The following is a 23,362-nucleotide window of genomic DNA, read 5'->3' on the forward strand; positions in this document are numbered from 1 at the left end:
GGCCGGTGCTGGTGGCGGCGTGGGGGTTGTTGAAGCCGGGCGGGAATCTGCAGAGCGTGGGGTGGGCGGCCGGGGAGGCCGCCGTGTTCCCGCCGAACTCGACGTTCGCCCTCGGCGCGGCCAGGACGCTGAGTTCGTTCGGCGACGTCGCCGCCCCCGGGGCGGACCTGGCCCATCTGCTCGCCCTCGTGGCGGCGGGCGAGCTGGACGTCGAGATCGGGTGGCGCGGCCCCTGGGAGCACCTGGAGCAGGCCCGTGAGGCGCAGCTCGACCGGACGGTCACCGGCAAGGTCGTCCTGGAGGTCACCCACCGGCGGGCATGACGGCAACGAAACCGGTCTGTAACTCCTTGTGCCCTGTCCGGAAATGGTCTAGACGTAGACCAAATGGAGCGTCCTCCACCCCCCAGGGAGACCTCAATGACCATTGACGAGGATTCCAGACGACTCGCCGAGCTCGGTTACAAGCAGGAGCTGGCCCGCACCTGGAGCGGTTTCTCCAACTTCGCCATCTCGTTCTCGATCATCTCGATCCTGGCCGGCTGTTTCACCACGTTCGGGCAGGCCTGGAACAACGGCGGTCCCATCGCCATCTCGTGGGGCTGGCCGCTGATCTCCGTGTTCATCCTGATCATCGGTTTCTGCATGTCGGAGCTGGTGTCGGCGTACCCGACGGCGGGCGGCATCTACTGGTGGGCCGCCAAGCTGGGCAAGCCGATCCACGGCTGGTTCACCGGCTGGCTCAACCTGATCGGTCTCATCGCCGTCACCGCGTCGGTCGACTACGGCTGCGCGACGTTCCTCAACATCACCCTGACCCGGCTGACCGGCGGCGCCTGGGAGGGCACGCTCCCCCAGACGTTCCTGCTGTTCGTGATCATCCTGGCGCTGCACGCGCTGATCAACGTGTACAGCCACAGGCTGATCTCGGTCCTGCAGAACGTCTCGGTCTGGTGGCACGTCGCGGGCGCCGCGATCGTGGTCGCCATCCTGGTCTTCGCCCCCGACAGCCACCAGTCGCCCGGGTTCGTCTTCGGCGGCACGATCAACAACTCCGGCTTCGGCGACGGCGCCGAGGGGCTGCCCTTCTGGTTCTACGTGCTGCCGCTCGGCTTCCTGCTCACCCAGTACACGATCACCGGCTTCGACGCCTGCGCGCACGTGTCGGAGGAGACCCAGGGCGCGGCGAAGAGCGCGGCCCGCGGCCTGTGGCAGTCGATCTTCTACTCGGCCATCGGGGGCTGGATCGTGCTGCTGTCGTTCCTGTTCGCCGCCACCGACGTCGAGGCGATCAACGCGGACGGCGGCTTCGTCGGAGCCATCTTCGAGACCGCGCTGTCGTCGCCGCTCGCCACCGCGATCTTCGCCATCTCCACGATCGGCCAGTTCTTCTGCGGGATGAGCTGCGTGACGTCGATGTCGCGGATGACGTACGCGTTCTCCCGCGACGGCGCGGTGCCGGGCTGGCGGCTGTGGGCGAAGGTCGACCGCAACCGGACACCCGTCAACGCGATCGTCGCCGGCTGCGTCGCCGCCGCCCTGCTGACCCTGCCCGCGCTCTACGCCCCTCCCGGGCACACCACGCCGGTCGCGTTCTACGCCGTCGTGTCGATCGCGGTCATCGGCCTCTACCTGGCGTTCTTCATCCCGATCTGGTTGCGGCTGCGCATGGGCGACGCCTTCCAGCCCGGCCCGTGGACGCTCGGCAAGAAGTACAAGGTGCTGTGCTGGATCGCGTGCATCGAGATCGCCGTCGTGTCGATCTATTTCGTGATGCCGTTCTCGCCGGCCGGTGTGCCGGGCAATCCGGACTTCACCTGGACGTCGGTCAACTACGCGCCGATCGCGGTCGGGGTCGTGCTGATCGGGATCGCGTTGTGGTGGGTGTTGTCGGCGCGGAAGTGGTTCGCCGGTCCACGCCGCACGATCGACGAGGAGGTCCCGGAGGTCCCCGCCCCCTGAACCCGACGCGCGGGTACGGCTCCGCACGGGCCGTACCCGCCCTCCGGCCTGCTAGCTTGCCGCCATGGCCACCCTCTGCGACAACGAGTCACCAGAGCCCGCCACGGAGCACCCGCCGAACGCCGAGGTCGTCGCCCGGCTGAGGGCGCGCGACCGCTCAGGCGGGCCGTCGGCCGCCGACATCGTCCGGGCCGTCCACGAGGGCAGGCGATGATCATCATCGACTCGTCCGCGATGGTCGAGGCCCTGACGGGACGCGACGCGGACGCCGAGCTGATCGACGCCCTCGCGGCCGGCCTGCACGCCCCCCACCTGCTCGACGTCGAGGTGCTCTCGACCCTGCGGGGGCTCGTGCTCGGCGGCAAGCTCGGCGCGACGGCGGCCGAGCAGGCGCGCGCCGACTACCTCGCGCTGGAGATCACCCGCTACGGAGCGACGGGGATCGCCGAGCGCATCTGGGAGCTGCGGCACAACTACACCGCCTCCGACGCCTCCTACCTGGCGCTCGCCGAGACGCTGGACGTGCCCCTCTACACCTGCGACGGCAAGCTCGACAGCGGCGGGCACGCCGCCGACGTGCAGGTCTTCCCCCGCAGCTGACCGCTCAAGGGCGTTTGCGCACGGTCAGCATGTGGTCGGCGCCGCGCTGGAACTCGTAGGGGACCCTGCGCCGAGCGCACACCAGCCCGTCGGCTCGCAGCTCCGTCTGGAGGTCGTCGAGGAAGTCGACCGGCTCGCCGTCGCCCAGGCGGACCAGAGGGAAGATCCTGACCTCTCCCCGGCTGACCCGGCTCATCTCCGTGATCGCCGCCCGGTGCCATCCGCGATCGAACCGCCCGGCCCAGGTGAACAGCAGGTGGGAGCAGAGCACCAGATCAACGCTGTCGTCGGCGAGCGGGAGACGCGGCAGGCCGGACGCGAGGTACGAACCCGGGCGCCGGCGGATGTCGGCCATGAACGCGCTCCGGGCGTCGAGGCGCATCTTCCGCCGCCGTTCCGGCGAGCCGTACCAGTCCCACACGAACCGGTCCGCGTTCGCGCTGATCATCGCGTTGCCCTGGTCCAGGTCGGCCGACAGGCGGTCGATGATCACGTCCACGCCGAGGGCGTAAAGAGGGTCGGACGCCAGGGCCCGAGCCCCCATCGCCGCGGCCTCCGCGACGAAGCCGGACGCCCCACCGCCGCAGTCGAGGATGACGCCGTGCAACTCCTGGTCGCCGATCGCGAACATCGCCCGGTATTCGGCGAAGGAACGAGACGACATGATCATCTGTGCCTCTTCGGGCGCGGCGGGATCGCTCAGGACGCTTCGAAGGCCGCCGCGACGACCCGCCGGACCTCGTCCATCGAGACCGTGCCGAGCTCGCTCTGGAGCGAGGCCATCTGGACGTCGGGCATGCCGCAGGCGACCGCCCAGTTCCACGGCGTCATGTCGTTGTCGACGTTGAGCGCGAACCCGTGGCTGGTGACGCCCCGGCTCTGCCGCATCCCGATGGAAACGATCTTGCGTCCGGTCTCGGCCGTCCACACGCCGGTCAGCAGCTCCGACCCGGGCGGCGTGTCACGGCGCTCGGCCGGCAGCCCCAGCTTGCCCAGCGCCTCCACCAGCCGCAGCTCGACCTCGCGTACGTAGTCGACGATGCCCTCGCCCTCGTCGAGCTTGACGATGAGGTAGCCGACGAGCTGGCCGGGGCCGTGGTAGGTGAGCTGACCGCCGCGGCCCGTCTCGACCACGGGGATGCCGCGCGAGGGGTCGGGCAGGTGCTCCAGCGGGGTGCGGCGCCCGATCGTGTAGACGGGAGGATGGCTGAGCAGCCAGAGCGTGTCCGGCCGCTCCTCCTGTTGGCGCTGCCCGACGAGGTCGGACATGCGCTCCATCGCCTTGTCGTAATCGACGAGCTCATCCTGGATGAGCGTCAGCGGCCTTGCCCTCATTCTTCAGAGGATATGCCGCCTGCCGAATGCGGGCGCACGAGGGCCGGGAGGGCGCGCGAGGCGCCCTCCGGGGGCGGCCTCACGCCGCGCGGTAGCTCCGGTAGTCCTTCGGCTGCTCCGGCACGAGGATCCACATCGCGACGTAGACGACCCACAGCGGCCCGGGGATGAGCGACAGGATCAGCCAGAGGATGCGGACGAGGGTGGGCGGCAGGCCGAGCTTGTCGGCGATGCCACCGCAGACCCCGGCGATGATCCTGTGCTCTCGTGAGCGGTACATGGTCTCCTCCGTGTTCGACGTTCTATCGGTTCAACGGACGGCCGGGGCGGAAGGCTCCCGTCAGGAACCCTGAGAAAACCCTGTAAGGGTCAGCCACTCATGTGCCATGCCCAGATGACGCCTGGTCAGTCCCTCGACCGGGTCCACGTGGACGAGGAGGAAGGAGTCGAGACCCTGATGCACCCTGAGATAGTCCTCGTCCTGCGCCCACACCTGGTCGTCGAACCAGACGAACGGCCGGCGCCCCACGTACGCCGCCACGTGCCGGGTCTTGAACATCTCGCCGTGCTCGCTCGGCTCGACCGGCGTCATCGGGATGACGGGGAGCGTCGGCAGGCCGATGCGGGGGGCGATCCAGTCGTTGGCGTGCTCCTCCCAGGTGGTGGCCCAGACGAGCTCGGCCCCCGTCGACGCGGCCAGGTCGAGCAGCCGGCGGCCGTGCCGGGCGTTGAGCCGCACGGTGTAGAGGACGCCGTCCACCGTGCAGCGGTACGGGCGGAACTCGGGCGGCGGCCGCCCCATCGGGTTGAGCACGCCGTCCACGTCGAGCAGGATCAGGGGTCTCACCGTACGGCTCCGGCCCGGTGTTCCTGCGGGCTGACGCCGCGCACCCGTTTGAAGGCCGCGCTGAGCGCGAACGGGCTGCCGTACCCGACCTTCCTGGCGACCGAGCCGATCGTGGCGTCGGGCTCACGCAGCAGGTCGGCGGCCAGGGCCAGGCGCCAGTCGGTGAGGAACGCCATCGGCGGCTCGCCGACCAGCTCGGTGAAGCGCCGGGCCAGCGACGCCCGCGACACGCCGACCTCGGCGGCCAGGGAGGCGACCGTCCACGGGTGGGCGGGGTCGTCCTGCAGCATGCGCATGGCCTTGCCCACCACGGGGTCGCCCATCGCGCGGTACCAGCCGGGCGCCTGGTGGGTGGCGAAGTACGTCCGCAGCACGGCGATGACCAGCAGGTCGAGCAGCCGGTCGAGGACCGCCTCCTGGCCGGGCTCGTCCTTGACGATCTCGGCGCCGAGCAGCTCGATGACCGGGCCGCCGGGCTGGACGATGAGCGGCGGCAGGCTGTCGAGCAGCCGCCGGCTGACCGCGCCCTCCATGGTGTAGGTGCCGCAGAGCAGCACGGTGTCGCCGTCGGGGTCGTTCCCCCAGGTGCGTACGCCGAGGCCCATGGACTCGTAGACCGACTCGCCGTCGAGGTTGGTGCAGAGCTGGCCGGGGTGGATGACGATCTGCGGCGGGGTCGCGGGGTGGTCGGCCACGGTGTACGGCTCCGGCCCCCGGATGACCGCGACCTCGCCGGGCCGCAGCCTGACCGGCTCGCCGCCGTCAGACATGATCCACGCCTCGCCGCGGACGAGCGCGGTCACCGCCAGCGGCGCCTCGTCCTGGATGCGCAGCGACCACGGCGGGTCGAGGATCGAGCGCAGCAGGAAGGCCCCGCGGGCTCGCGGGCCGTCGAGCAGGGCCGCGAGCTGATCCATGCGCTAGACGATCGCATATGGGTACGCGCTTCTCAACCATGGAGAGTCTTATCGTTATCGGGCCTTACTAGAGGCATGACGATTCTGGTGCTGGGCGGCACGGGCAAGACCGGCCGCCGCGTAGCCGACCGCCTCACCGCTCTCGGCCTCCCCGTCCGCGTCGGGTCCCGCTCGACCGGCTTCGACTGGCGCGACCGCTCCACGTGGGCGGCCTCGCTGGACGGGGTGACGGCCGTCTACCTGTCCTACCATCCCGACCTCGCCTTCCCCGGCGCGTACGACGACGTCAAGGCGTTCACGGAGCTGGCCGTGCGGAGCGGCGCGCGGCGGCTGGTGCTGCTGTCCGGGCGCGGCGAGCCGGAGGCGCAGGCGAGCGAGCGCACGGTTCAGGAGTCGGGCGCGCAGTGGACGATCCTGCGCTGCTCTTGGTTCATGCAGAACCTCAGCGAGGACTTCCTGCTCGGCCAGGCGCAGGCCGGCGTCATCGCGCTGCCGGCCGGCGACGTGGGCGAGCCGTTCGTGGACGTGGAGGACATCGCCGACGTCGCCGTGGCCGCGTTCACGGAGGACGGCCACGCGGGCCGCCCGTACGAGCTGACCGGCCCGCGGCTGCTGACCTTCAGGGACGTGGCGCGGGAGCTGTCGCGCGCCACCGGCCGCGAGATCACGTTCACCCGCGTCACCCCGGAGGAGTACGTGGCGGCGGCGGTCGCCGAGGGCCTGCCGCAGGAGGTGGCGGAGAACCTGGCCGGGCTGTTCACCGAGACCCTGGACGGCCGCAACGCCTCCGTGGCCGACGGCGTGCGGGAGGCGCTGGGCCGCCCGGCCCGCGACTTCGCCGACTTCGCCAGGGCCCACACCCACCTGTGGAAGCCCTAGAGGACGGCCTGCCGCATCTGGGACGACAACCAGGCGACGTACGCGTCGGGGGGCCAGCCGCGGCCGGTCACCAGGGCGGCGTAGTGGGCGGGGTCGTTGTAGAACCACACGACGTCGATCGCCCGCTCGGTCTCGACGGCGAGCGGCCCGAGCGACGTCAGGCGTTCGACGACCATGCGGGCGCCGGCGCGCCGGTTGTCCACCATGGTCCGCCAGAGCTCGGCCGCCTCGGGGGCGGCGTCGGCGGCGCGCCGCACGGTCTCGAAGACCTGGGCGGCCCGCGCGCCGATCAGCTCGGCCACCCGCGCGTACGCGTCGAGGACGGCCTCCTGGCCGGCGGCCTCGAAGACGGGCCGGAACCACGGACGCTCGGCCACCGGCACCGGCTCGTCGTCGCCGGCCAGCGCCTCGTCCACCACCCGGTGGAGCAGGGCCGCCTTGGAGCCGAACGCGGCGAAGACCGTGGGCCGCGCCACGCCGGCGGCGGCGGCCACGTCGGCGAGCGAGGTGGCGGCGTAACCGCGGGCGACGAACAGCTCCCTGGCCGCCGCGACGACGGCCTGACGCGTACGGCGGGCGCTCTCCTCGCGCAGCGGCGACCGGTAGCGCCGCCTGGCGGGGCCTGCCTTGACATCGCTCACCGTTCAAAGATACTGGCAGCATGTTCAACATAATGCTGTCTATCCAATAGAAGGTGGTCTGACGATGTCACGCCCGTACGTGCTGGGCCGCGACGAGGGCGAGGCCATCTGGTTCCTCGGCAACCTCGTCACCGTCAAGGTCGCCGGTGAGCACACCTCCGGCCGCCTGTCGCTGAGCGAGTTCGTCAACCCGCCGGGCTTCGCGCCGCCGCTGCACCGCCACCTCGACGCCGACGAGATCGCGTACGTGATCTCCGGCACCGCCCGCTACACGTGCGGCGGCGAGACGTTCACCGCCGGGCCCGGCGACGTCGTGCTGCTGCCGGTCGGGCTGCCGCACACGTTCACCGTCGGACCGGATGAGCCGCTGCGCTCCCTGGTCATCACCACGCCCGCCGGGTTCGAGCGCTTCGTCGCCGACGTCGGCGAGCCGGCCGCCGAGCGCCGCCTGCCCGACCCCGGCCCCGTCGACGTGGCGGCGCTCGCCGAGGCCCACGCACGGCACGCGCTCGAACTCCTCGGCCCGCCCGGGGCGACGCCGTAGCCCTACTCCCGGAGTGCGGTGAGCAGGGCGAGCGGTGTCGCGGCCGCCCACGCCTGCGGGGAGGAGGCGTGGGGGTAGGGCACCGGATCGGGGTGCTCGTCGTCGCCGTACCCGGCGATGACCTCCGGCAGCCGCCAGTCGTGGTGGGCCGCCGCCCTGATCAGGCCCTTGGCGACCGTGGCCGCCTGCTCCCTCAGCCCGCAGCGGGCCAGCCCGAGCACGATCACGGCGTTGTCGTGCGGCCAGATGCTGCCCCGGTGGTAGGACAGCGGGTGGTACGGGGCCTGCCCGGCGGCGAGCGTGCGGATGCCGAAGCCGGAGAAGAAGTCCTTCTGCAGCAGCCGGTCGCCCACCATCCGCTCCTCGCCGGGGTCGAGGATGCCCGACCACAGCAGGTGGCCCGCGTCGGAGGCGAGCGCGTCCACCTGCCGGTTCCGCCCGTCCAGCGCCAGCGCGGGGAAGGCCGCTCCCGGCATCCAGAAGTCGCGGCGGAAGCGGGCCCGCAGGTCCGCCGCGGCCTCCTCCAGCCGGTCGGCCTCGCGCGCGTCCCGCCACACCTCGCGGGCCAGCCGCGCCGTGCGCACCAGGGCGTCGTAGACGTATCCCTGCACCTCGCCGACCGCCAGGTCGCCCTCGGCCTGGGCGCCGTCGGAGAAGCAGATCGCGCCGGCGGAGTCCTTCCAGTTCTGGTTCACCAGGCCGCCGCGCGCCTCGTCGGAGGTGTAGCGCAGGTAGCCGCCGGCGCCGAGGCCGCCGTCGCGGAACATCCACTCCACGGCCGCCCGCGCCTGCGGCTCCAGTCGCTCGGCCAGCCGGGGGTCGCCGGTGGCCGTGCGGTGCGCGTCCAGCAGCACCAGGAAGAGCGGGGTGGCGTCGACGCTGCCGTAGTAGCGGCCGTAGGGCACCTGGCCGAAGTGGGCCAGCTCGCCGTGGCGCACCTCGTGCACGATCTTGCCCGGCTGCTCCAGGCGGGCCTCGTCGTAGCGCGTGCCCTGGGCGGCCGCGAGCGCGGGCAGGACGGCCGCGGCCAGCTCCGGCCGGTACGGCAGGGCGAAGAGCGAGGTCAGCAGGGAGTCGCGGCCGAAGAGCGCCAGGAACCACGGGATGCCCGCGCCCGGCAGGCGCAACTCCTCACCTTCGGGCCCCCAGGCGGGGATGAGCAGCCGCGTGAGGTCGGCCAGGCCCTGCTCGCAGGCGCGGGCCAGCTCCGGCCACGACGTGAGGTCACGCGGGCGGGGCCGCGCGCCGGCGAACGCGCGCGTCTCGGCCTCCTGACGGCCGCGCACGGCGCTCGGAGGGCCGGGCGTGACCGGCTCGGTGGTGCCGGACGGGACGGCGAGGACGGTGAGCGCGAGGTCGGCCGTGCCGTGCGCGGGCAGGGTGAACGTCCACGACAACACCTGCGCGGTGCCGTCCGCGCCGGCCGGGCGCACGCGGTCCGGCGCGGGCACGGCGCCGACGGTGGTCCGCGAGAGCCAGCTCCCGCCTCGCCGGTAGTGGAAGGCGACACCGTCCGCCGTCGGGTCGACCGTGCGGACCGCGTCGGGTTTGTCGTACGTACGGTGGTCGGCGCGCAGCTCGAACTGATCGGCGAAGTCGGCGTCCACGTGCAGTTCCACCTCGACGACGGCGGGCTCGCCGAGGTTGCCGACCAGCCGGACGTGCTCGGTCAGCGCACCCTCCGTCACGGCCTGACGCCGGAAGACGGTGTACGCGGGCGGCCGGTCGCGGGTGCCGGCCGGGGCCAGGACGCAGCCGTCGGCGGAGGAGGTCAGCAGGGGCGGCGCCGTGCCGTCCACGGTCAGCAGCCACCGGCTCAGGTGACGTCCGTCGCGGATGAACAGGCCGTCGGTCGAGGCGCCGTTCAGCCCGCGGATGTCGCCGCCGGCGGTCGTGACGGCGAAGGTGCCCCCGCCGACCAGCAGCCGGCTCACCGGGCCACGCCCTGGGCGACGGAGGTCTGCAGCAGGTCGAGCGCCAGGGCGGCGGTCCAGCTGAAGCGCAGGATGCCGCGGGCGTCGCCCGAGTGCGGCTCCAGGTACTCGGCGAACTCGGAGCGGTGGGCGAGCGTCAGGAACTGCTCGCGCAGCAGGCCGGCCGCCTCCTCCTCGCCGTGGGCGGCGAGGCCGCGATGGATCAGCCAGGCCGTGTTGAACCAGCTGGGCCCCCGCCAGTAGCGGTTGCCGTCGAACTCAGGGGCCGTCAGATCGTAACTGGGCACAAGATGCACCCTTCCCAACCCGAAGCGCGGTCCATGCAGGGTGCGCGCAAGAGCTTTTGCGATGGCCGCCGGGAGCCCCGGCACGACCAGCGGGATCAACCCGGACACACTGTGACCGGCGATGGCGGCGCCGGTCACCAGGTCGCGGGCGTGGAAGATCTCGTCCACCGGATCCCACAGACGGCCGACCAGCGCGGCGGTCGCCGCCTCGGCCCGCCGCCGGTGCGGGCCCGCGTCCGCGCCGATCGTCTCGGCGATGTCGGCGAGGGCGTGCTCGGAGGCGATGAGCAGGGCGTTGAACGACGGGTCCTCGATGGCGAAGGCGTGCGGGGTGCGCGCGTCGTCGTAGCCGTGGTCGCGGTAGGTCGCGGCCAGGCGTACGTACCGCGCGTAGTCGAGGTCGGTGGGGCGGTCGGCGGCGGAGCTGTGGTGCAGGTCGGTCCGGGCGAAGGAGCCGAACGGCGCGGGCTCGATCCGGGCCAGGGCGGCGTCCCAGCACGGGCTGTTGTCCAGCCCCGGCTCCCACGGATGCACGACCGAGGCGAGCCCGCCGCCGCCCAGGTCACGGGCGCCGCCCAGGTAGCGGTGCCAGGCGGCCAGCCGCGGGTACACGCGCGGCAGGAAGCCCCGGCGGCGCGACTCCGCGGGATCGGCCGCGTGCACCAGCCAGGCGGCGAGGGCGTGCACCGGCGGCTGGATGATCCCGGACGTCTGGATGAACGCGGACGCCCCGGCCGCCCGGCCGGCGACGGCCGAGCGCCAGAAGCCCGGGCCGGGGAAGTAGGCGCCGTCCGGCACGGACGGGTTGAACACGATGTGCGGGATGCGACCGTCGCCCCACTGCGCGCTCAGCAGCGTCTCCAGCTCGCGCTGCGCCCGGCGCGGCGAGACGTGCCGCAGCCCCACGGCGATGAACGCCGAGTCCCAGCTCCACTGGTGCGGATACAGGGCGCGCGAGGGAACGGTCGCCGCTCCCGTCCAGTTGCCGAGCAGCACCTGGGTCGCGCTCCTGCGCAGGGAGTCACAGGGTGCGGTGGCGGTCGTTTCGGCGAATGTCGTCATCCCGCGACTCGGCGCAGGAACGACGGGATCGAGCGCACGGCCTCCACCGGGTCTCCGGTGAGCCGGCACTCGACGGCCAGGTAACCGGCGTAGCCGGTGGCGTCCAGCGCGCTCAGCCAGGCGGCCCACTCCAGGTGGCCGGCCCCGGGCTGGAACCGGTTGGAGTCGCTCACCTGGGCGTGGCCGATCAGCGGCCCGGCCTCGAGGATGGCGGCCGGCGGGTCGGCCTCCTCGATGTTCATGTGGTAGCTGTCGATGCCGATGCGCACGGAGTCCAGGCCGACCTCGCGGATCAGGTCGGCGGCCTGCGCCAGCCGGTTGACCATGTGGTCCTCGTAGCGGTTGAGCGGCTCCAGGAAGAGCGTGACGCCTTCCTTGCGGGCGTGCTCGCCGAGCTCGGTGAGCCCTTCCAGCAGCACCTCCCGGTCGCGCTCCGCGCTGCGCGGCGGCTCGAACGGCGGCAGCCGCCGGGAGAACATCCCGTAGGACGCCGGGGTCTGGGCGCCGAGGCCGCCGAGCTCGCCGATGACCGACAGCTGCGACTTCATCTGCTCGATGGCGTCGCGGCGCAGCGCGTCGTCGAAGGCGCCGAAGAAGTGCAGCATCTCCACGCACACGGTCGGCATGACGACGCCGTCGGCCAGGGCCTTGCGCAGCTCGGGCAGCCGGTCGCGGAAGTGGAGGTCCCCCTTGCCGCGCAGCTCGATGCCGTCGTAACCGGCGCTCTGCGCGAACTCCCACTTGTCCTGGAGGGTCTCGCCGGGAAGCAGCTGCTCCTGGCAGGCGATCTTGAGCATGGTTCAGAACTCCAGCACGACCTGGAGCGCGTCGGCGGGACGCTCATCCAGCAGGACGTAGGCCTCGGCCGCGTCGGCGACCGGCACCACATGACTCACCAGGGACTTCACGTCGATCAGGCCCTCCGCGACCAGGCCGAGGAAACCCTGCTGGAGGCGTTCGACGCTCCAGCGGCCGACGAGCTGCGGCGGCACGCCGCCGATCTGCGAGCTGACGAGCTGGACGCGGTTGTGGTGGAACTCGTCGCCGAGCCGCAGCCCCACGCCGTCGCCCTGGTAGAAGCCGGAGGCGACGACCCGCCCGGCCACGGTCACCGCGCGCAGGGCCTCGTGCAGGGCCTGGTAGGAGCCGCTGATCTCGATGGCGGCGTCGGCGCCGCGCCCGCCGGTGGACTCGCGGATCCGCTCGGCGACGGCGTCGGTGCGCGCGTTCAGCGTGCGGGCGGCGCCGTACTCCACGGCCTTGGTGAGGCGGGTCTCCAGGGCGTCGACGGCGGTGACGCGGGCGCCGTTCAGCTGGGCCAGCCGGGTGGTGAGCAGGCCGATCACGCCCTGGCCGAAGATCGCGACGTCCTCGCCGACGTGGATGTCGGCCGCGAGGACGGCGTTGTAGGCGATCGCCCCGACCCTGGCGAAGGCGCCGGCCAGGGGCGCCAGCCCGCTGGGGAGCGCGTGGCCGGTCAGCCGTTCGGCGGCGACGACGGCCTCGCTGCGGTGCCCCCAGATGCCCCACACCACGGTGCCCGGCGCCGGCACGCCCGGAGCCCCGGCGATCTCCGGTGAGACCTCCAGGACCTCGCCGACCTCGGAGTACCCCCAGCCCACCACCGGATAGGCGATGCCCGGCCCGCCGTCGCGGAACAGCCGGGCCTCGGCGTCCCACGTGCGGGTCAGGTAGGGGTTGGTCCCCCGGTAGGCGGTGAGCTCGGTGCCCGCCGAGATCCCGGAGTACAGCGTCCGGACGCGAAGGTGTCCGGGCGGCAGCGGGACCGGCTCGACGGTGGCGACCTCCACTTGGCGGGGGCCGGTGAACTGGACGACGCGTTCCACAGGGGCTCCGTGGTGTTGTTTTTGCTGGTGTTTGACCCTATGTGTGGGGCTTTTGTCGAAGATAGCCGATACTTAGGTCTTGTCAACAGACGAAAGTGGTGCTCTGATGCATCACACATGAAATATGAGGTGCAGTGAGGACGGTTCATACACATGTGGCCTCGATGGTCGAGGGCCCTGGCGGCAGGTCTGGCCGCCACGCTGACAGCCGGCGTGCTGTCCGGATGTGGCGCGCAGGCGCGAAGTCAGCCCGATAACAAGATCACTGTCTGGAGTCTGGAGAACCTCACTCCACGCATGGCGGCGACCGAGAAGATCGTCGCCGGATTCGAGAAGGAAACCGGCATCGACGTGCGGCTCGTCGGCGTCGACGAGGGCCAGCTGCCCCAGCTGATCATGTCCGCGGCCGCCGCGGGGACGCTCCCCGACGTGATCGGCGGCGTGCCGCTCGCCCCGGTGTGGCAGATGTACACCAACGGGCTGCTCGACACCGCGGCCACCAAGAAGGTGGTCGACGCCCTCGGCCCCGGCACCTTCAACGCCAACGCGCTGCGGCTGACCGGCGACGGGTCCACCCGGCTCGGCGTGCCCAGCGACGCCTGGCTGCAGATCCTCGTCTACCGCAAGGACCTCTTCGCCAAGGCGGGCCTGCCCGTCCCCGACTCCTACGACGCCATGCTCCAGGCCGCCAGGACGCTGAACGCGGGCGGCGTCAGCGGCATCTCGCTCGCCACCGACCCCAGCGACGTCTTCACCCAGCAGAGCTTCGAGGACATCGCGCTCGCCGGTGGCTGCGAACTCGTCGGCGCGGACGGCACGGTCGGCCTCGGCAGCCCGCAGTGCCGCTCGGCCTTCACCACCTACGACCAGCTCGCCTCCGACTACGGCGCCCCGGGCACCCAGAGCGTGGACTCCACCCGCGCCACCTACTTCGCCGGGCGGTCCGCCATGATCGTCTGGTCGACGTTCCTGCTGGACGAGCTGGCGGGCCTGCGGAACGACGCCCTGCCGAGCTGCCCGCAGTGCGCCGGCGACCCGCGCTTCCTCTCCGACAACAGCGGGATCGTCACCGCGCTGAAGGGGCCGGGCGCCGCCGAGCCCGCGCAGTTCGGCGAGATCACCTCCTGGGTGATCAGCAGGACCGCCGAGACCGCGGCCGCGCAGAAGTTCGTCGAGTACATCATGAGCACCGGCTACGAGGGCTGGTTCGGACTGGCCGCGGAGGGCAAGATCCCGGTCCGCGACGGCACGGCCGATGAGCCGGACAAGTACCGCAAGGCATGGCGGGCCAGCGTCATCGGGGTCGACACCCGAGAGCCCCTGCAGGCCGTCTACACCGCCGACCTCCTCGACAAGCTCGCCTCCGGCGTCAGCAACATGCGGCGCTGGGGGATCACCCAGGGACAAGGCGCGCTGGTCGGCGCGACGCTCGGCGAGCTGCCCATCCCGAAGGCGGTCGGCGCCATGACCTCCGACCAGATCTCTCCCGCCGAGGCCGCGCAGCAGGCCGGCGAGGAGGTCTCTGCCTTGCAGACGTCCCTCCGATGAACCCCTGCCGAGGAACCACATGAGCACCCTGCGAAGCGCCGAGCGGCGACCCTCCGTCCCCGTGACTCCGGAGGGGCCGCCCGGCCGGCCTCGGCGCACCCCCACCCTGGCCCAGCGGGAGAACCGGACCGGCCTCGCCTTCGTCTCCCCCACGGTCGTGGTCGTCCTGGTCGTCGTGGTCCTGCCCATCGCCTGGACGGTGTTGCTCGCCTTCCAGCGGGCGCGGCTGGTCGACATCCAGACCATGGACTTCCTGTCCGGCTGGACGCTGGACAACTTCACCCAGGTCTTCGCCTCGGCCGGCTTCTGGTCCTCCCTGGGCGTCACGCTGGTCTACACCGCGGGCGCCACCGCCGGCTCGATCGTGCTCGGGCTCGTCGCCGCCCTCGCCCTGCGCCGGCCGTTCCGCGGGCGGGCCCTGCTGCGCGGCTCCATGCTGCTGCCGTACGTCGCACCCGTCGTGGCCGTGACGTTCGTCTGGGAGATCGCGCTCAGCCCGCAGTTCGGCATCGTCAACGAGTGGGGCGCCAAGCTGCTCGGCTGGGACAAGCCGATCGCCTTCCTGTCGACCCGGTCCCAGGAGATCACGCTGCTCGGCTGGGACGTGCACGTGCCGCTCGCGCTGCTCGTCGTCATCGCGTTCGAGACCTGGCGCTACTTCCCGTTCGCCTTCCTCTTCCTGCTCGCCCGGCTGCAGGCCGTGCCCGCGGGGCTGGAGGAGGCCGCGACGGTGGACGGCGCCACGCTCACCCAGCGTTTCCGCCACATCCTGCTGCCGCAGCTGCTGCCGGTGATCGCGCTGCTGTCGGTGCTGCGCTTCATCATGACGTTCAACAAGTTCGACGACGTCTACCTGCTCACCGGGGGCGGCTCCGGCACCGACGTCGTCGCCGTGCGCGTCTACGACTTCCTCACCGCCCGCTACGACGTGGGCGCGGCGTCCGCGCAGGCCCTGGTGCTGGCGCTGGTGCTGGCCGTGCTGCTCGGCATCTATTTCGCGTTCTTCGCCAAGAAGGCCCAGGAGGAGGAAGTATGAGCCGCGAACAGGCCGAACAGAGGATCTTCGGGGTCCTGCGGTGGGTGGTGATCGCCTTCCTCGCGGTGATCACGATCTTCCCCTTCTACTACATGGTGCTGCTGTCGGTGAAGTCCATCGACCAGCTGCTGCTGGCCCCCGGCAAGCTGTGGGTGAGCCTGTCGGAGCTGACCCTGAGCACGTACCAGAACGTGCTGCAGCCGACCGACGAGGGCGGCCAGGGCTTCCTGCGCATGCTCGCCAACTCGGGGATCGTCGCGGCGATCACCGTGGCGCTGACCCTGCTGGCCTCCGTGCCGGGCGCCTACGCCGTCAGCCGCCTGAAGTTCTTCGGCGGACGCCACGTCAGCGCGCTGTTCCTCGCGCTGTACCTCTTCCCGTCCACGCTGCTGGCGGTGCCGCTGTTCGTGATCTTCGCCCGGATCGGGTTGCAGGGCAGCCTGATCGGGCTGGCCATCGTCTACATCGCGCAGACCGTGCCGGTCTCCATCTACATGCTGCGGAACTACTTCGTCACCATCCCCCGCAGCGTCGAGGAGGCCGCGGCGCTGGACGGCTCCGGGCAGCTGCGCATCCTGCGCACGATCGTGCTCCCCCTCGCCGCGCCGTCCCTCGTGGCCACCGGCCTGTACGTGTTCATGATCGCCTGGAACGAGTTCCTCTTCGCCCTGCTGTTCCTGGCCGCCGAGCCCGGCAACTGGACGGTCTCGCTGGGCCTCTCGCAGCTCTCCAACGGGATCGAGGTGTCCAAGACCGTGCTGATGGCCGGCTCGGTCATCCTCACCATCCCCGTGGTACTTCTTTTTTACGCTGTTGAACGCCTCCTCACCGAAGGTCTCACCAGCGGCGCGGACAAGAGCTGAGGCAAGGAGAGGCATCCCCGATGGCATCGCCATGGAGCACCGCAGGCCACCTTCTGGAACTGATCCGCACCGGGCAGGCGACCACCCGGATCGAGCTCCAGCGCATGACCGGCCTGTCCCGCTCCACGGTCGGCCACCGGCTCGACCAGCTCTTCGCCGCCGGCTGGCTGCGCGAGGTGCCGGGCGTGCAGTCGACCGGGGGGCGGCCGTCCGCCCAGCTGGAGTTCGACACCCGGCACGCCGTCGTGCTGGCCGCCGACCTCGACACGACCTTCGCGCGGGTCGCCGTCCTCGACCTGGCCGGCGGCCTGCTGGCCGAGCACGCCGAGCACCTGCGCATCGACGAGGGTCCTGACCGCGTGCTCGACCGGCTCGGCACGTGGTTCGCGAAGCTGCTGGGCGAGGCCGGCATCGCGCCCGCCACGGTCTGCGGCGTCGGCCTGTCGCTGCCCGGCCCGGTCGTCTGGCCGTCCGGCCGGGTCGTCCGGCCGCCCATCATGCCCGGCTGGGACGGCTGCCCGGTGCCCGAGCTGATGGGGCGGGCGCTCCACACGCACGCCGGCATGGACGCCGCCGTCCCGGTGCTCGTCGACAACGACGCCAACCTGATGGGGCTGGGCGAGCAGCGCGACTCGTTCGCCGACTGCTCCTCGTTCATCCTGATGAAGGTCTCCACCGGCATCGGCGCGGGCGTCGTCATCGACGGCAAGGTCTTCCGCGGCATCGACGGCGGCGCCGGCGACATCGGCCACGTCCGCCTGCACGACCGGCCGGACGCCCGCTGCATGTGCGGCTCCTACGGCTGCCTGGCCGCCGTCGCCAGCGGCCGCGCCCTGGCCGGGCAGCTGGCCGCGCTCGGGGTGCCCGCCGGGTCCGCCGCCGACGTCCGCGCCCACCTCGACGCCGACAACCCCGACGCCGTACGCCTGGCCCGCGAGGCCGGTCAGCGCTGCGGCGAGGTGCTCGCCACCGTCGTCAGCCTGCTCAACCCGGGCGTCCTGATGATCGCCGGCGACCTGGCCGAGACCCACTTCGTCACCGGGGTGCGCGAGCTGCTCTACCAGCGCGCCCTGCCCCGCGCAACGCGTAACCTGCAGATAGTCACCGCCCGGCTCGGCGAGCACGCCGCGCTCGCCGGGGCCACCGCGATGGTCGTCGAGCACCTGTACGCGCCCGACCAGGCCGACGCCCGCCTCGCCGTCGCGTCCCCGGCGCCCTGAAAGCCCGGCGCCCTGAAAGCATGGAGTGAAGTCGTGACCACCACCGCCCCTGTCGAGGTCGGCCTCATCGGCGCCGGCCCGTGGGCCCGTACGATGCACGCGCGGATGCTGGCCGAGGGCCCGCAGACGCGGCTGACCGCCGTCTGGGCCCGCCGCGCCGACGCCGCTCGCGAGGTCGCCGAGCAGTACGGCGCGGTCGCCGCGGCCACCCCTGAGGAGCTGTTCGACCGGTGCGAGGCGGTGGCGTTCGCGGTGCCGCCGTCCGTCCAGTCGGAGCTGGCCGTACGCGCGGCCAAGGCCGGCAAGGCGCTGCTGCTGGAGAAGCCGCTCGGGCTCGACCTCGCCTCGGCGCGCGCGGTGGCCGACGCCGTCGAGGAGGCGGGCGTCGTCTCCCAGATGGTGCTGACCAAGCGCTACCTACCGGCCACCAGGGAGTTCCTGCGGCAGGCGGAGAGCTTCTCGGTCACCGGCGCCCGTTCGTGTTACCTGCACGGCGCGTTCCTCGGCGGTGAGCTCGCCACCGGGTGGCGGCTCGAGCGGGGCGCCCTGCTCGACCTCGGCCCCCACCTGCTCGACCTGCTCGACACCGCCGTCGGCCGCATCGCCCGCGTCCGCGCGACCGGCGACCCGCGCCGGTGGGTGGAACTCTCCTGCGAGCACGAGAACGGCGCCGTCAGCCAGGCGTCGTTGTCGGGCAGCGTCCGGCTGCCCCGGGCGCGCACGCGGGTGGAGCTCTTCGGGGAGGAGGGCGAGCTGGTCTACGACACCGCGGGGCTCGACCACGACGAGGCCTGGCCCGTGCTGCGCGCCGAGTTCGCCGCCGCCGTACGCGCGGGCCGCTCCGGCGAGCTGAGCGCCGCCCGCGGGCTGCGGCTGCAGGAACTCATCGAGGCCGCCGTCACGCGGTGACGCCGGCCGCGGGCCTTTCACCGCATGAGGCGACAAACCTGGGTCCCGGTTTCCGCTAGCCTCACCCTCGTCACTCCTGAGGCTCTGGAAAGGTGTCGTCGTGATCGGCTGGCTGGAAGCGGTGATTCTGGGGTTGGTCCAGGGGCTGACGGAGTTCCTGCCGATCTCCTCCAGCGCCCACATCCGGGTGGTGTCCGCTTTCGCCGGCTGGCCCGATCCAGGCGCGGCGTTCACGGCGGTCATCCAGCTCGGCACGGAGACGGCCGTGCTGATCTACTTCCGCCAGGAGATCTGGGAGATCATCTCCACCTGGACCCGCTCGTTGTTCAACCGCGAGCTGCGCGGCCACTGGGCGGCCCGCATGGGGTGGTACGTCATCGTCGGCACGTTGCCCATCGTCGTGCTCGGCCTGGTGCTGAAGGAGCAGATCGAGACACCTTTCCGCGACCTGCGCCTGGTCGGCACCACGCTCATCGTCTTCGCGATCATCCTGTGGTTCGCCGACCGCACCGCCCGCAACAAGCTCACGTTGGAGAAGCACCTCAGCGCCCCGCACGCCGTCGTGTACGGCTTCGCGCAGGCGCTGGCGCTCGTGCCCGGCGTGTCGCGCTCCGGCGGCACGGTGACCGCCGGTCTGCTGCTCGACTACCGCCGCGAGGACGCCGCGAAATACTCGTTCCTGCTGGCCATCCCGGCCGTGCTGGGGGCGGGCGTGCTGGAGCTGAGCGAGATCGGCGAGGGCCCGGCCCCCGCCTGGGGCCCCACGATCCTGGCCACGGTGATCTCCTTCATCGTCGGCTACGCGGCGGTGGCGTGGTTCCTGCGCTACATCAGCACCCACCGCTTCACGATCTTCGTGATCTACCGGATCATCCTCGGCTTCTTCATCATCCTCGCGGTCACCGCGGGGTGGATTCCGGCGATCGGCTGACCGGCTCCCGCACGCCCGGATAGTACGCCGCCCACTCCCCGTCGCCCATGCGCAGGATCTTCAGCCCGATCCAGCCGAGGCCGGCGACGGGGACGGTCCAGCACACCGCGGTCACCGGCCCGTACGGCACCGCGAACGACCCCAGATAGCCGGCGGCCACCACGACCGGCACCCACCAGCCCACGAACCCGGTCCGCCACACGACCGCGGTCAGCACCGGCAGGCCGAACAGGCCGAAGAACATCCACGGCATCTGGAAGCCGAACACCACGCCCGGCAGGCCCAGCATCTCGTCCATGATGCGCTGCGCCTCCTGCGGGGTGTGGTTCTGCCCGAGCCACCACTCCACGGGGTCGGTCAGCAGCAGCCCCGACAGCGTCAGGTAGCCGATCATCGTCAGCGCGCCGACGACGTTGCCGAGCCGGGTGAGCCGGCGCCTGGTCAGGTGGACGAGGCCGAGCACGGCGACGGCCATGAGCATCCAGCTCCAGTGGTAGAGCACGGACTGCAGCTGGGCGAGCGCCGGATCGTCGCCGAAGCTGATCATTTCCCGGTCGTCGCCCCACGTGCCGGGGTCGACGAAGGCGGCGACGGCCTGCAGGAGCGGGGCCACGACGAGCAGCGAGCCCGCCGCGACGCGGCGGAAGGTGACCTGGTCGTTCAGCATGCGGCCGACGGTAGGGCGGCCGGACGCCCGCCGTCGTCCGCCCGCCGGGCGACCCCGCCTCCCTCACCAGGGGGAGGCCTCACAGGGTCCGCGGGTAGCGGCTGCAGAGGGCGAAGACGACGGCGAAGAGCGTCCAGGCGGTGACGTACGCGACGGGGTGGGCCCAGGCGTCGCCGATGACGTCGCCGAGCGCCTGGCGTCCCTCGAAGTAGACGAGCAGGCCCGCCACCGCGCCCGGGACGGCGCCCCACCAGCGCCGCCACCACACCTCGAACGCGATCACCTCCCACACGACGAGGGCGAGCGGCCCGAACAGCAGGAACTTCATGCCCGGCGGGTCGGACAGGAGCGCGGTGAGCCCCATCACCGCCACGGCCGACCCCGCCGTCAGCACGACGACGGTCCCGAAGGGCGCCGGTTCGTTCCGCGGGTCGTCGGCAGGGGCCGGCTCCGGGTCGCCGCCGCCTCTGGCGTGCGGGTCGTCGTCGGGGATCGCGTCGAGGTCATCGGCCACAGCCGACATTCTGACCGACGAACCACCGGCGCGGGGGACGTCGCGTGCGGACCGGCAGGGACTTGAGCGGGTTCAGGCCGGGACGCTCTCCCTGGCCGGGGCGGGGGCGGCGCGGTAGGTGGACAGGGTGAAGAGCAGGCCGAGGAGGGCGAACGCGGTGGACAGCACGATCACGCCGGTCCTGCCGTACGCGTCCAGCGCCGCGCCGCCGGTGATCCCGGCCACGAAGAGCCCGACGTACTGGGCCGACGACAGCAGGCCGAGACCGATCGGCACGTTGCCGGGCACCTCGGCGACCGTCCTGAACTGCTGTGCGGGGGCCACCAGCCAGCCCAGCCCGCCCCACAGGAACGCCCACACGAGCGCGACCGGCAGAGCGAGGTTGGCGACCGGGATGAGCGCCAGGAACACGGTGCTGAACAGCAGGCCGATGAGCACCATGCGGCGCGGCCCGTACACGTCGGTGAGGCGCCCGCCGAGCTGGTTGCCCACGACGCCGCCGATCCCCCAGGCCCACAACACGGCCGCAAGCGGCAGGTCGAACAGCGACCCGATGTAGGTGTAGGCGGTGAACGCCCCCGCGAACATCAGCAGCTGCGTCCCCAGCACCGCCAGCACCCGCCGGTCGGCGAGCGGCGCGAACCGCTCGCGGAGGCGTCCCGACGTCTGGATCACGACCTTGGGCACAACGGCCGCGACCCCCACGAACCCGGCCACGCCCATCGCGGCGACCAGCCACAACGTGGCCCGCCAGCTCGCCGCGCCGCCCAGCCAGGTGCCGAGCGGCACGCCGATCGCCGACGAGACGGTCAGTCCGCCCATCACGAGCGCCAGCGCCCGCCCGCGCCGCTCGGGCGCGGTGAGCGCGTTCGCCACGCCCGACGCCGTCGGGGTGAACATGGCCGCTCCGGCCGCCGCGATCACCCGGCTGAGCAGCACCAGCGGGTACGTCGGCGCCAGCGCGGTCAGCGTGCTCCCCACCACGAACACGCCCATGGCCAGCAACAACAACGTCTTACGCGACAATCGGGCGGTCACGGCGGCCAGCACGGGCGACAACACCGCGTACGCCAGCGCGAACACGGTCATGAGCTGCCCGGCCGCGGACGTGGAGATGTGCAGGTCCGCGGAGATGGGCGCGAGCAGTCCGGCGGTCACGAACATGCCGGTACCAATGGCGAAATTTCCTAGTGCGAGCGGATAGAGCCGCGAACTCACGAGAAGCCTCCGGCGACAAGAGTTGGATACTCATCAAACTGACGCATGGTTTGATTGTTGTCAAACAGTGCGACGGAGGTAGGCTGTCCGCATGCGCCTGCTACCGCATCCCGCGACCGAGGACATCGAGCTCACGGAGGTCCTGCGGGCGTTGTCCGATCCCGTGCGGCTGGAGATCGTGGCGCGCCTCGCCACCCGGGGCGAGCTGACGTGCGGCTCCGTGGGCGAGGAGCTCGGCGTGCACAAGTCGACCGCGTCCCACCACTTCAAGGCGCTGCGCGACGCCGGGCTGGTGTTCACCAAGCAAGAGGGGCGGCTGAAGTACATGAGCCTGCGCCGCGACGACCTCGAGGCCCGCTTCCCCGGCCTCCTCGCGTCGATCCTCTCCGCCACCCGCCCCGACGCCCTGTCCCATGGCTGACGGGCTGCCCGCGACACGCCCGGGCGGTGCCTCATGACTGACGGGCTGCCCATCCGGCAGGTCCTGCCCGAGTTGTTGTCCGTGCTGGAGCGGCACGGCAGTGCGGTGCTGACCGCGCCGCCCGGCACCGGCAAGACGACCGTGGTGCCGCTCGCCCTGGCCGAGGCGGGGCTGCGGGTGCTGGTGGCCGAGCCGCGGCGGCTCGCCGTACGCGCGGCGGCCCGGCGGATGGGCGTGAGCTACACCATCCGCGGCGAACGGCACACCGGCGCGAACCCCCGCGTCGAGGTCGTCACCACGGGCGTGCTGCTCCAGCGCCTCCAACGCGACCAGGAGCTGCCCGGGGTCGACGCCGTCATCCTGGACGAATGCCACGAACGCCACCTCGACGCCGACACCGCGCTCGCGTTCCTGCTCGACGTACGCGACACGCTCCGGCACGACCTGCGGCTGCTGGCGACGTCCGCGACCGCCGACGCGGCGCCGTGGTCGAAGCTGGTCGGCGGGCCCGTCGTCGCCGCCACCGGGGCCGCCCACCCCGTCGAGATCGTGTGGGCGCCGCCGCCCCGGCCGGTCGCGCCGCCGCACGGGCTCCGCGTCGACCCGGTGCTGCTGTCCCACGTGGCCGCGGTCGTCCGCCGGGCGCTCGCCGAACGGGACGGCGACGTGCTGTGCTTCCTGCCGGGCGTGGGCGAGATCGCCAAGGTGGCCGGGATGCTGCCCGGCGACGTCGAAGTCCTCCAGGTGCACGGCCAGGCCCCGGCCCGCGTTCAGGACGCCGTCCTGTCGCCCGGCGCGGCCCGCCGGGTGGTGCTGGCCACGTCGGTGGCCGAGTCGAGCCTGACAGTGCCCGGGGTGCGGGTGGTCGTGGACGCGGGGCTGGCCCGTGAGCCGCGTACCGACCACGCCCGCGGGCTCGGCTCCCTCACCACGGTCAGGGTGTCGAAGGCCTCGGCCGGCCAGCGGGCCGGGCGCGCGGGCCGCGAGGCTACCGGCACGGTCTACCGCTGCTGGTCGGCGGCTGAGCACGAGCGACTGGCCGAGCACGCCAGACCGGAGATCGCGCTGGCCGACCTGACGGGGTTCGCGCTCCAGGCCGCCTGCTGGGGCACCCCGGACGCCGCGGACCTCGCCCTGCTCGACCCCCCACCACCCGCCGCGATGTCCGCCGCCCTCCACAC

27 protein-coding genes are annotated in these 23,362 nt (G+C 72.1%); 14 read left to right on the forward strand and 13 right to left on the reverse strand.

All coding sequences use genetic code 11. The features are described 5' to 3' along the window. The 4 genes from C1J01_RS27375 to C1J01_RS27385 all read left to right on the forward strand — a co-directional run. Window positions 1-323: zinc-binding dehydrogenase (locus C1J01_RS27375; protein ID WP_146615741.1), on the forward strand; the 323-nt coding region annotated here is incomplete at its 5' end. Between the two features lie 96 nt (window positions 324-419). Beyond that, the gene (locus C1J01_RS27380) at window positions 420-1,961 is read left to right on the forward strand and encodes an amino acid permease (protein ID WP_111181848.1); all 1,542 of its coding nucleotides are present in this window, start codon (window positions 420-422) and stop codon (window positions 1,959-1,961) included. Between the two features lie 64 nt (window positions 1,962-2,025). After that, window positions 2,026-2,175: a hypothetical protein gene (locus C1J01_RS50140; protein ID WP_181448991.1), complete on the forward strand. Its 150-nt coding sequence runs from the start codon at window positions 2,026-2,028 to the stop codon at window positions 2,173-2,175. Then, window positions 2,172-2,561 carry a type II toxin-antitoxin system VapC family toxin gene (locus C1J01_RS27385; RefSeq protein ID WP_111181849.1) on the forward strand — a complete coding sequence of 130 codons (390 nt, stop codon included), beginning with the start codon at window positions 2,172-2,174 and terminating at the stop codon, window positions 2,559-2,561. The genes C1J01_RS50140 and C1J01_RS27385 overlap by 4 nt, the downstream gene beginning before the upstream one ends. A gap of 4 nt (window positions 2,562-2,565) precedes the next feature. On the opposite strand, the gene C1J01_RS27390 is transcribed toward C1J01_RS27385, so the two are convergent. The 5 genes from C1J01_RS27390 to C1J01_RS27410 all read right to left on the reverse strand — a co-directional run bounded on the left by C1J01_RS27390 (window position 2,566) and on the right by C1J01_RS27410 (window position 5,660). Continuing rightward, complete coding sequence (locus C1J01_RS27390; protein WP_111181850.1) at window positions 2,566-3,231, reverse strand: malonyl-ACP O-methyltransferase BioC; 666 nt, start codon at window positions 3,229-3,231, stop codon at window positions 2,566-2,568. A gap of 29 nt (window positions 3,232-3,260) precedes the next feature. Next, on the reverse strand, window positions 3,261-3,896 hold the full coding sequence (gene lipB / locus C1J01_RS27395; protein WP_111181851.1) for a lipoyl(octanoyl) transferase LipB: 636 nt from the start codon (window positions 3,894-3,896) through the stop codon (window positions 3,261-3,263). Window positions 3,897-3,975: 79 nt separating this feature from the next. Further along, window positions 3,976-4,176 (reverse strand): PspC domain-containing protein, encoded by a 201-nt coding sequence (locus tag C1J01_RS27400; protein WP_111181852.1) that lies wholly within the window; start codon window positions 4,174-4,176, stop codon window positions 3,976-3,978. 60 nt (window positions 4,177-4,236) lie between these two features. Beyond that, window positions 4,237-4,743 carry an HAD domain-containing protein gene (locus C1J01_RS27405; RefSeq protein ID WP_235854710.1) on the reverse strand — a complete coding sequence of 169 codons (507 nt, stop codon included), beginning with the start codon at window positions 4,741-4,743 and terminating at the stop codon, window positions 4,237-4,239. Then, window positions 4,740-5,660, reverse strand: a complete 921-nt coding sequence (locus C1J01_RS27410; protein ID WP_111181853.1) for an AraC family transcriptional regulator — start codon at window positions 5,658-5,660, stop codon at window positions 4,740-4,742. The genes C1J01_RS27405 and C1J01_RS27410 overlap by 4 nt, the downstream gene beginning before the upstream one ends. A gap of 75 nt (window positions 5,661-5,735) precedes the next feature. Between C1J01_RS27410 and C1J01_RS27415 the strand changes: the two genes are divergently transcribed. Then, the gene (locus tag C1J01_RS27415) at window positions 5,736-6,539 is read left to right on the forward strand and encodes an NmrA family NAD(P)-binding protein (protein WP_111181854.1); all 804 of its coding nucleotides are present in this window, start codon (window positions 5,736-5,738) and stop codon (window positions 6,537-6,539) included. Here C1J01_RS27415 and C1J01_RS27420 read toward each other — a convergent pair. Next, a complete protein-coding gene (locus tag C1J01_RS27420) occupies window positions 6,536-7,180 on the reverse strand; it encodes a TetR/AcrR family transcriptional regulator (protein ID WP_111181855.1) in 645 nt (214 codons plus the stop codon). The two genes, C1J01_RS27415 and C1J01_RS27420, sit on opposite strands and share 4 nt — an antisense overlap. Before the next feature lie 64 nt (window positions 7,181-7,244). On the opposite strand from C1J01_RS27420, the gene C1J01_RS27425 reads away from it, so the two are divergent. Continuing rightward, window positions 7,245-7,724: a cupin domain-containing protein gene (locus C1J01_RS27425; RefSeq protein WP_111181856.1), complete on the forward strand. Its 480-nt coding sequence runs from the start codon at window positions 7,245-7,247 to the stop codon at window positions 7,722-7,724. Window positions 7,725-7,726: 2 nt separating this feature from the next. Here C1J01_RS27425 and C1J01_RS27430 read toward each other — a convergent pair whose 3' ends face one another. The 4 genes from C1J01_RS27430 to C1J01_RS27445 are packed head-to-tail and all read right to left on the reverse strand — an operon-like array spanning window position 7,727 to window position 12,854. Beyond that, complete coding sequence (locus tag C1J01_RS27430; RefSeq protein WP_111181857.1) at window positions 7,727-9,658, reverse strand: amylo-alpha-1,6-glucosidase; 1,932 nt, start codon at window positions 9,656-9,658, stop codon at window positions 7,727-7,729. Then, window positions 9,655-11,007, reverse strand: coding sequence for an MGH1-like glycoside hydrolase domain-containing protein (locus tag C1J01_RS27435; protein ID WP_111181858.1), 1,353 nt, complete (start codon window positions 11,005-11,007; stop codon window positions 9,655-9,657). The genes C1J01_RS27430 and C1J01_RS27435 overlap by 4 nt, the downstream gene beginning before the upstream one ends. Beyond that, on the reverse strand, window positions 11,004-11,804 hold the full coding sequence (locus C1J01_RS27440; RefSeq protein ID WP_111181859.1) for a sugar phosphate isomerase/epimerase family protein: 801 nt from the start codon (window positions 11,802-11,804) through the stop codon (window positions 11,004-11,006). Before C1J01_RS27440 ends, C1J01_RS27435 begins: the two co-directional genes overlap by 4 nt. 3 nt (window positions 11,805-11,807) lie before the next feature. After that, entirely contained in the window at window positions 11,808-12,854 is a 1,047-nt protein-coding gene (locus tag C1J01_RS27445; protein WP_111181860.1) for a zinc-dependent alcohol dehydrogenase, read from the reverse strand. Between the two features lie 153 nt (window positions 12,855-13,007). Here C1J01_RS27445 and C1J01_RS27450 point away from each other — a divergent pair, with 153 nt between their 5' ends. The 6 genes from C1J01_RS27450 to C1J01_RS27475 all read left to right on the forward strand — a co-directional run bounded on the left by C1J01_RS27450 (window position 13,008) and on the right by C1J01_RS27475 (window position 19,361). Continuing rightward, window positions 13,008-14,402, forward strand: coding sequence for an ABC transporter substrate-binding protein (locus C1J01_RS27450; protein ID WP_111181861.1), 1,395 nt, complete (start codon window positions 13,008-13,010; stop codon window positions 14,400-14,402). A gap of 19 nt (window positions 14,403-14,421) precedes the next feature. Next, on the forward strand, window positions 14,422-15,438 hold the full coding sequence (locus C1J01_RS27455; RefSeq protein ID WP_111181862.1) for a carbohydrate ABC transporter permease: 1,017 nt from the start codon (window positions 14,422-14,424) through the stop codon (window positions 15,436-15,438). After that, window positions 15,435-16,301, forward strand: coding sequence for a carbohydrate ABC transporter permease (locus C1J01_RS27460; protein WP_111181863.1), 867 nt, complete (start codon window positions 15,435-15,437; stop codon window positions 16,299-16,301). Before C1J01_RS27455 ends, C1J01_RS27460 begins: the two co-directional genes overlap by 4 nt. A 20-nt stretch (window positions 16,302-16,321) precedes the next feature. Beyond that, window positions 16,322-17,521 carry an ROK family transcriptional regulator gene (locus C1J01_RS27465; RefSeq protein WP_111181864.1) on the forward strand — a complete coding sequence of 400 codons (1,200 nt, stop codon included), beginning with the start codon at window positions 16,322-16,324 and terminating at the stop codon, window positions 17,519-17,521. Between the two features lie 33 nt (window positions 17,522-17,554). Further along, window positions 17,555-18,430: a Gfo/Idh/MocA family protein gene (locus C1J01_RS27470; protein WP_111181865.1), complete on the forward strand. Its 876-nt coding sequence runs from the start codon at window positions 17,555-17,557 to the stop codon at window positions 18,428-18,430. A 100-nt stretch (window positions 18,431-18,530) separates the two neighbouring features. Next, window positions 18,531-19,361, forward strand: a complete 831-nt coding sequence (locus tag C1J01_RS27475) for an undecaprenyl-diphosphate phosphatase (protein WP_111181866.1) — start codon at window positions 18,531-18,533, stop codon at window positions 19,359-19,361. Here the strand turns inward: C1J01_RS27475 and C1J01_RS27480 are convergent. The 3 genes from C1J01_RS27480 to C1J01_RS27490 form a co-directional block, all read right to left on the reverse strand. After that, a complete protein-coding gene (locus C1J01_RS27480) occupies window positions 19,330-20,028 on the reverse strand; it encodes a hypothetical protein (protein WP_111181867.1) in 699 nt (232 codons plus the stop codon). The two genes, C1J01_RS27475 and C1J01_RS27480, sit on opposite strands and share 32 nt — an antisense overlap. Before the next feature lie 79 nt (window positions 20,029-20,107). Continuing rightward, on the reverse strand, window positions 20,108-20,542 hold the full coding sequence (locus tag C1J01_RS27485) for a hypothetical protein (RefSeq protein ID WP_111181868.1): 435 nt from the start codon (window positions 20,540-20,542) through the stop codon (window positions 20,108-20,110). Between the two features lie 72 nt (window positions 20,543-20,614). Then, entirely contained in the window at window positions 20,615-21,760 is a 1,146-nt protein-coding gene (locus C1J01_RS27490) for an MFS transporter (RefSeq protein WP_146615743.1), read from the reverse strand. 91 nt (window positions 21,761-21,851) lie between these two features. Between C1J01_RS27490 and C1J01_RS27495 the strand changes: the two genes are divergently transcribed. Both C1J01_RS27495 and C1J01_RS27500 read left to right on the forward strand, forming a co-directional pair. Beyond that, a complete protein-coding gene (locus C1J01_RS27495; RefSeq protein WP_111181870.1) occupies window positions 21,852-22,181 on the forward strand; it encodes an ArsR/SmtB family transcription factor in 330 nt (109 codons plus the stop codon). Window positions 22,182-22,214: 33 nt separating this feature from the next. Continuing rightward, the coding region (locus tag C1J01_RS27500) for a helicase-related protein (RefSeq protein ID WP_146615744.1) at window positions 22,215-23,362 on the forward strand (1,148 nt) is incomplete at its 3' end.

Source organism: Nonomuraea aridisoli (assembly GCF_003236395.1).
GTDB lineage: Bacteria > Actinomycetota > Actinomycetes > Streptosporangiales > Streptosporangiaceae > Nonomuraea > Nonomuraea aridisoli.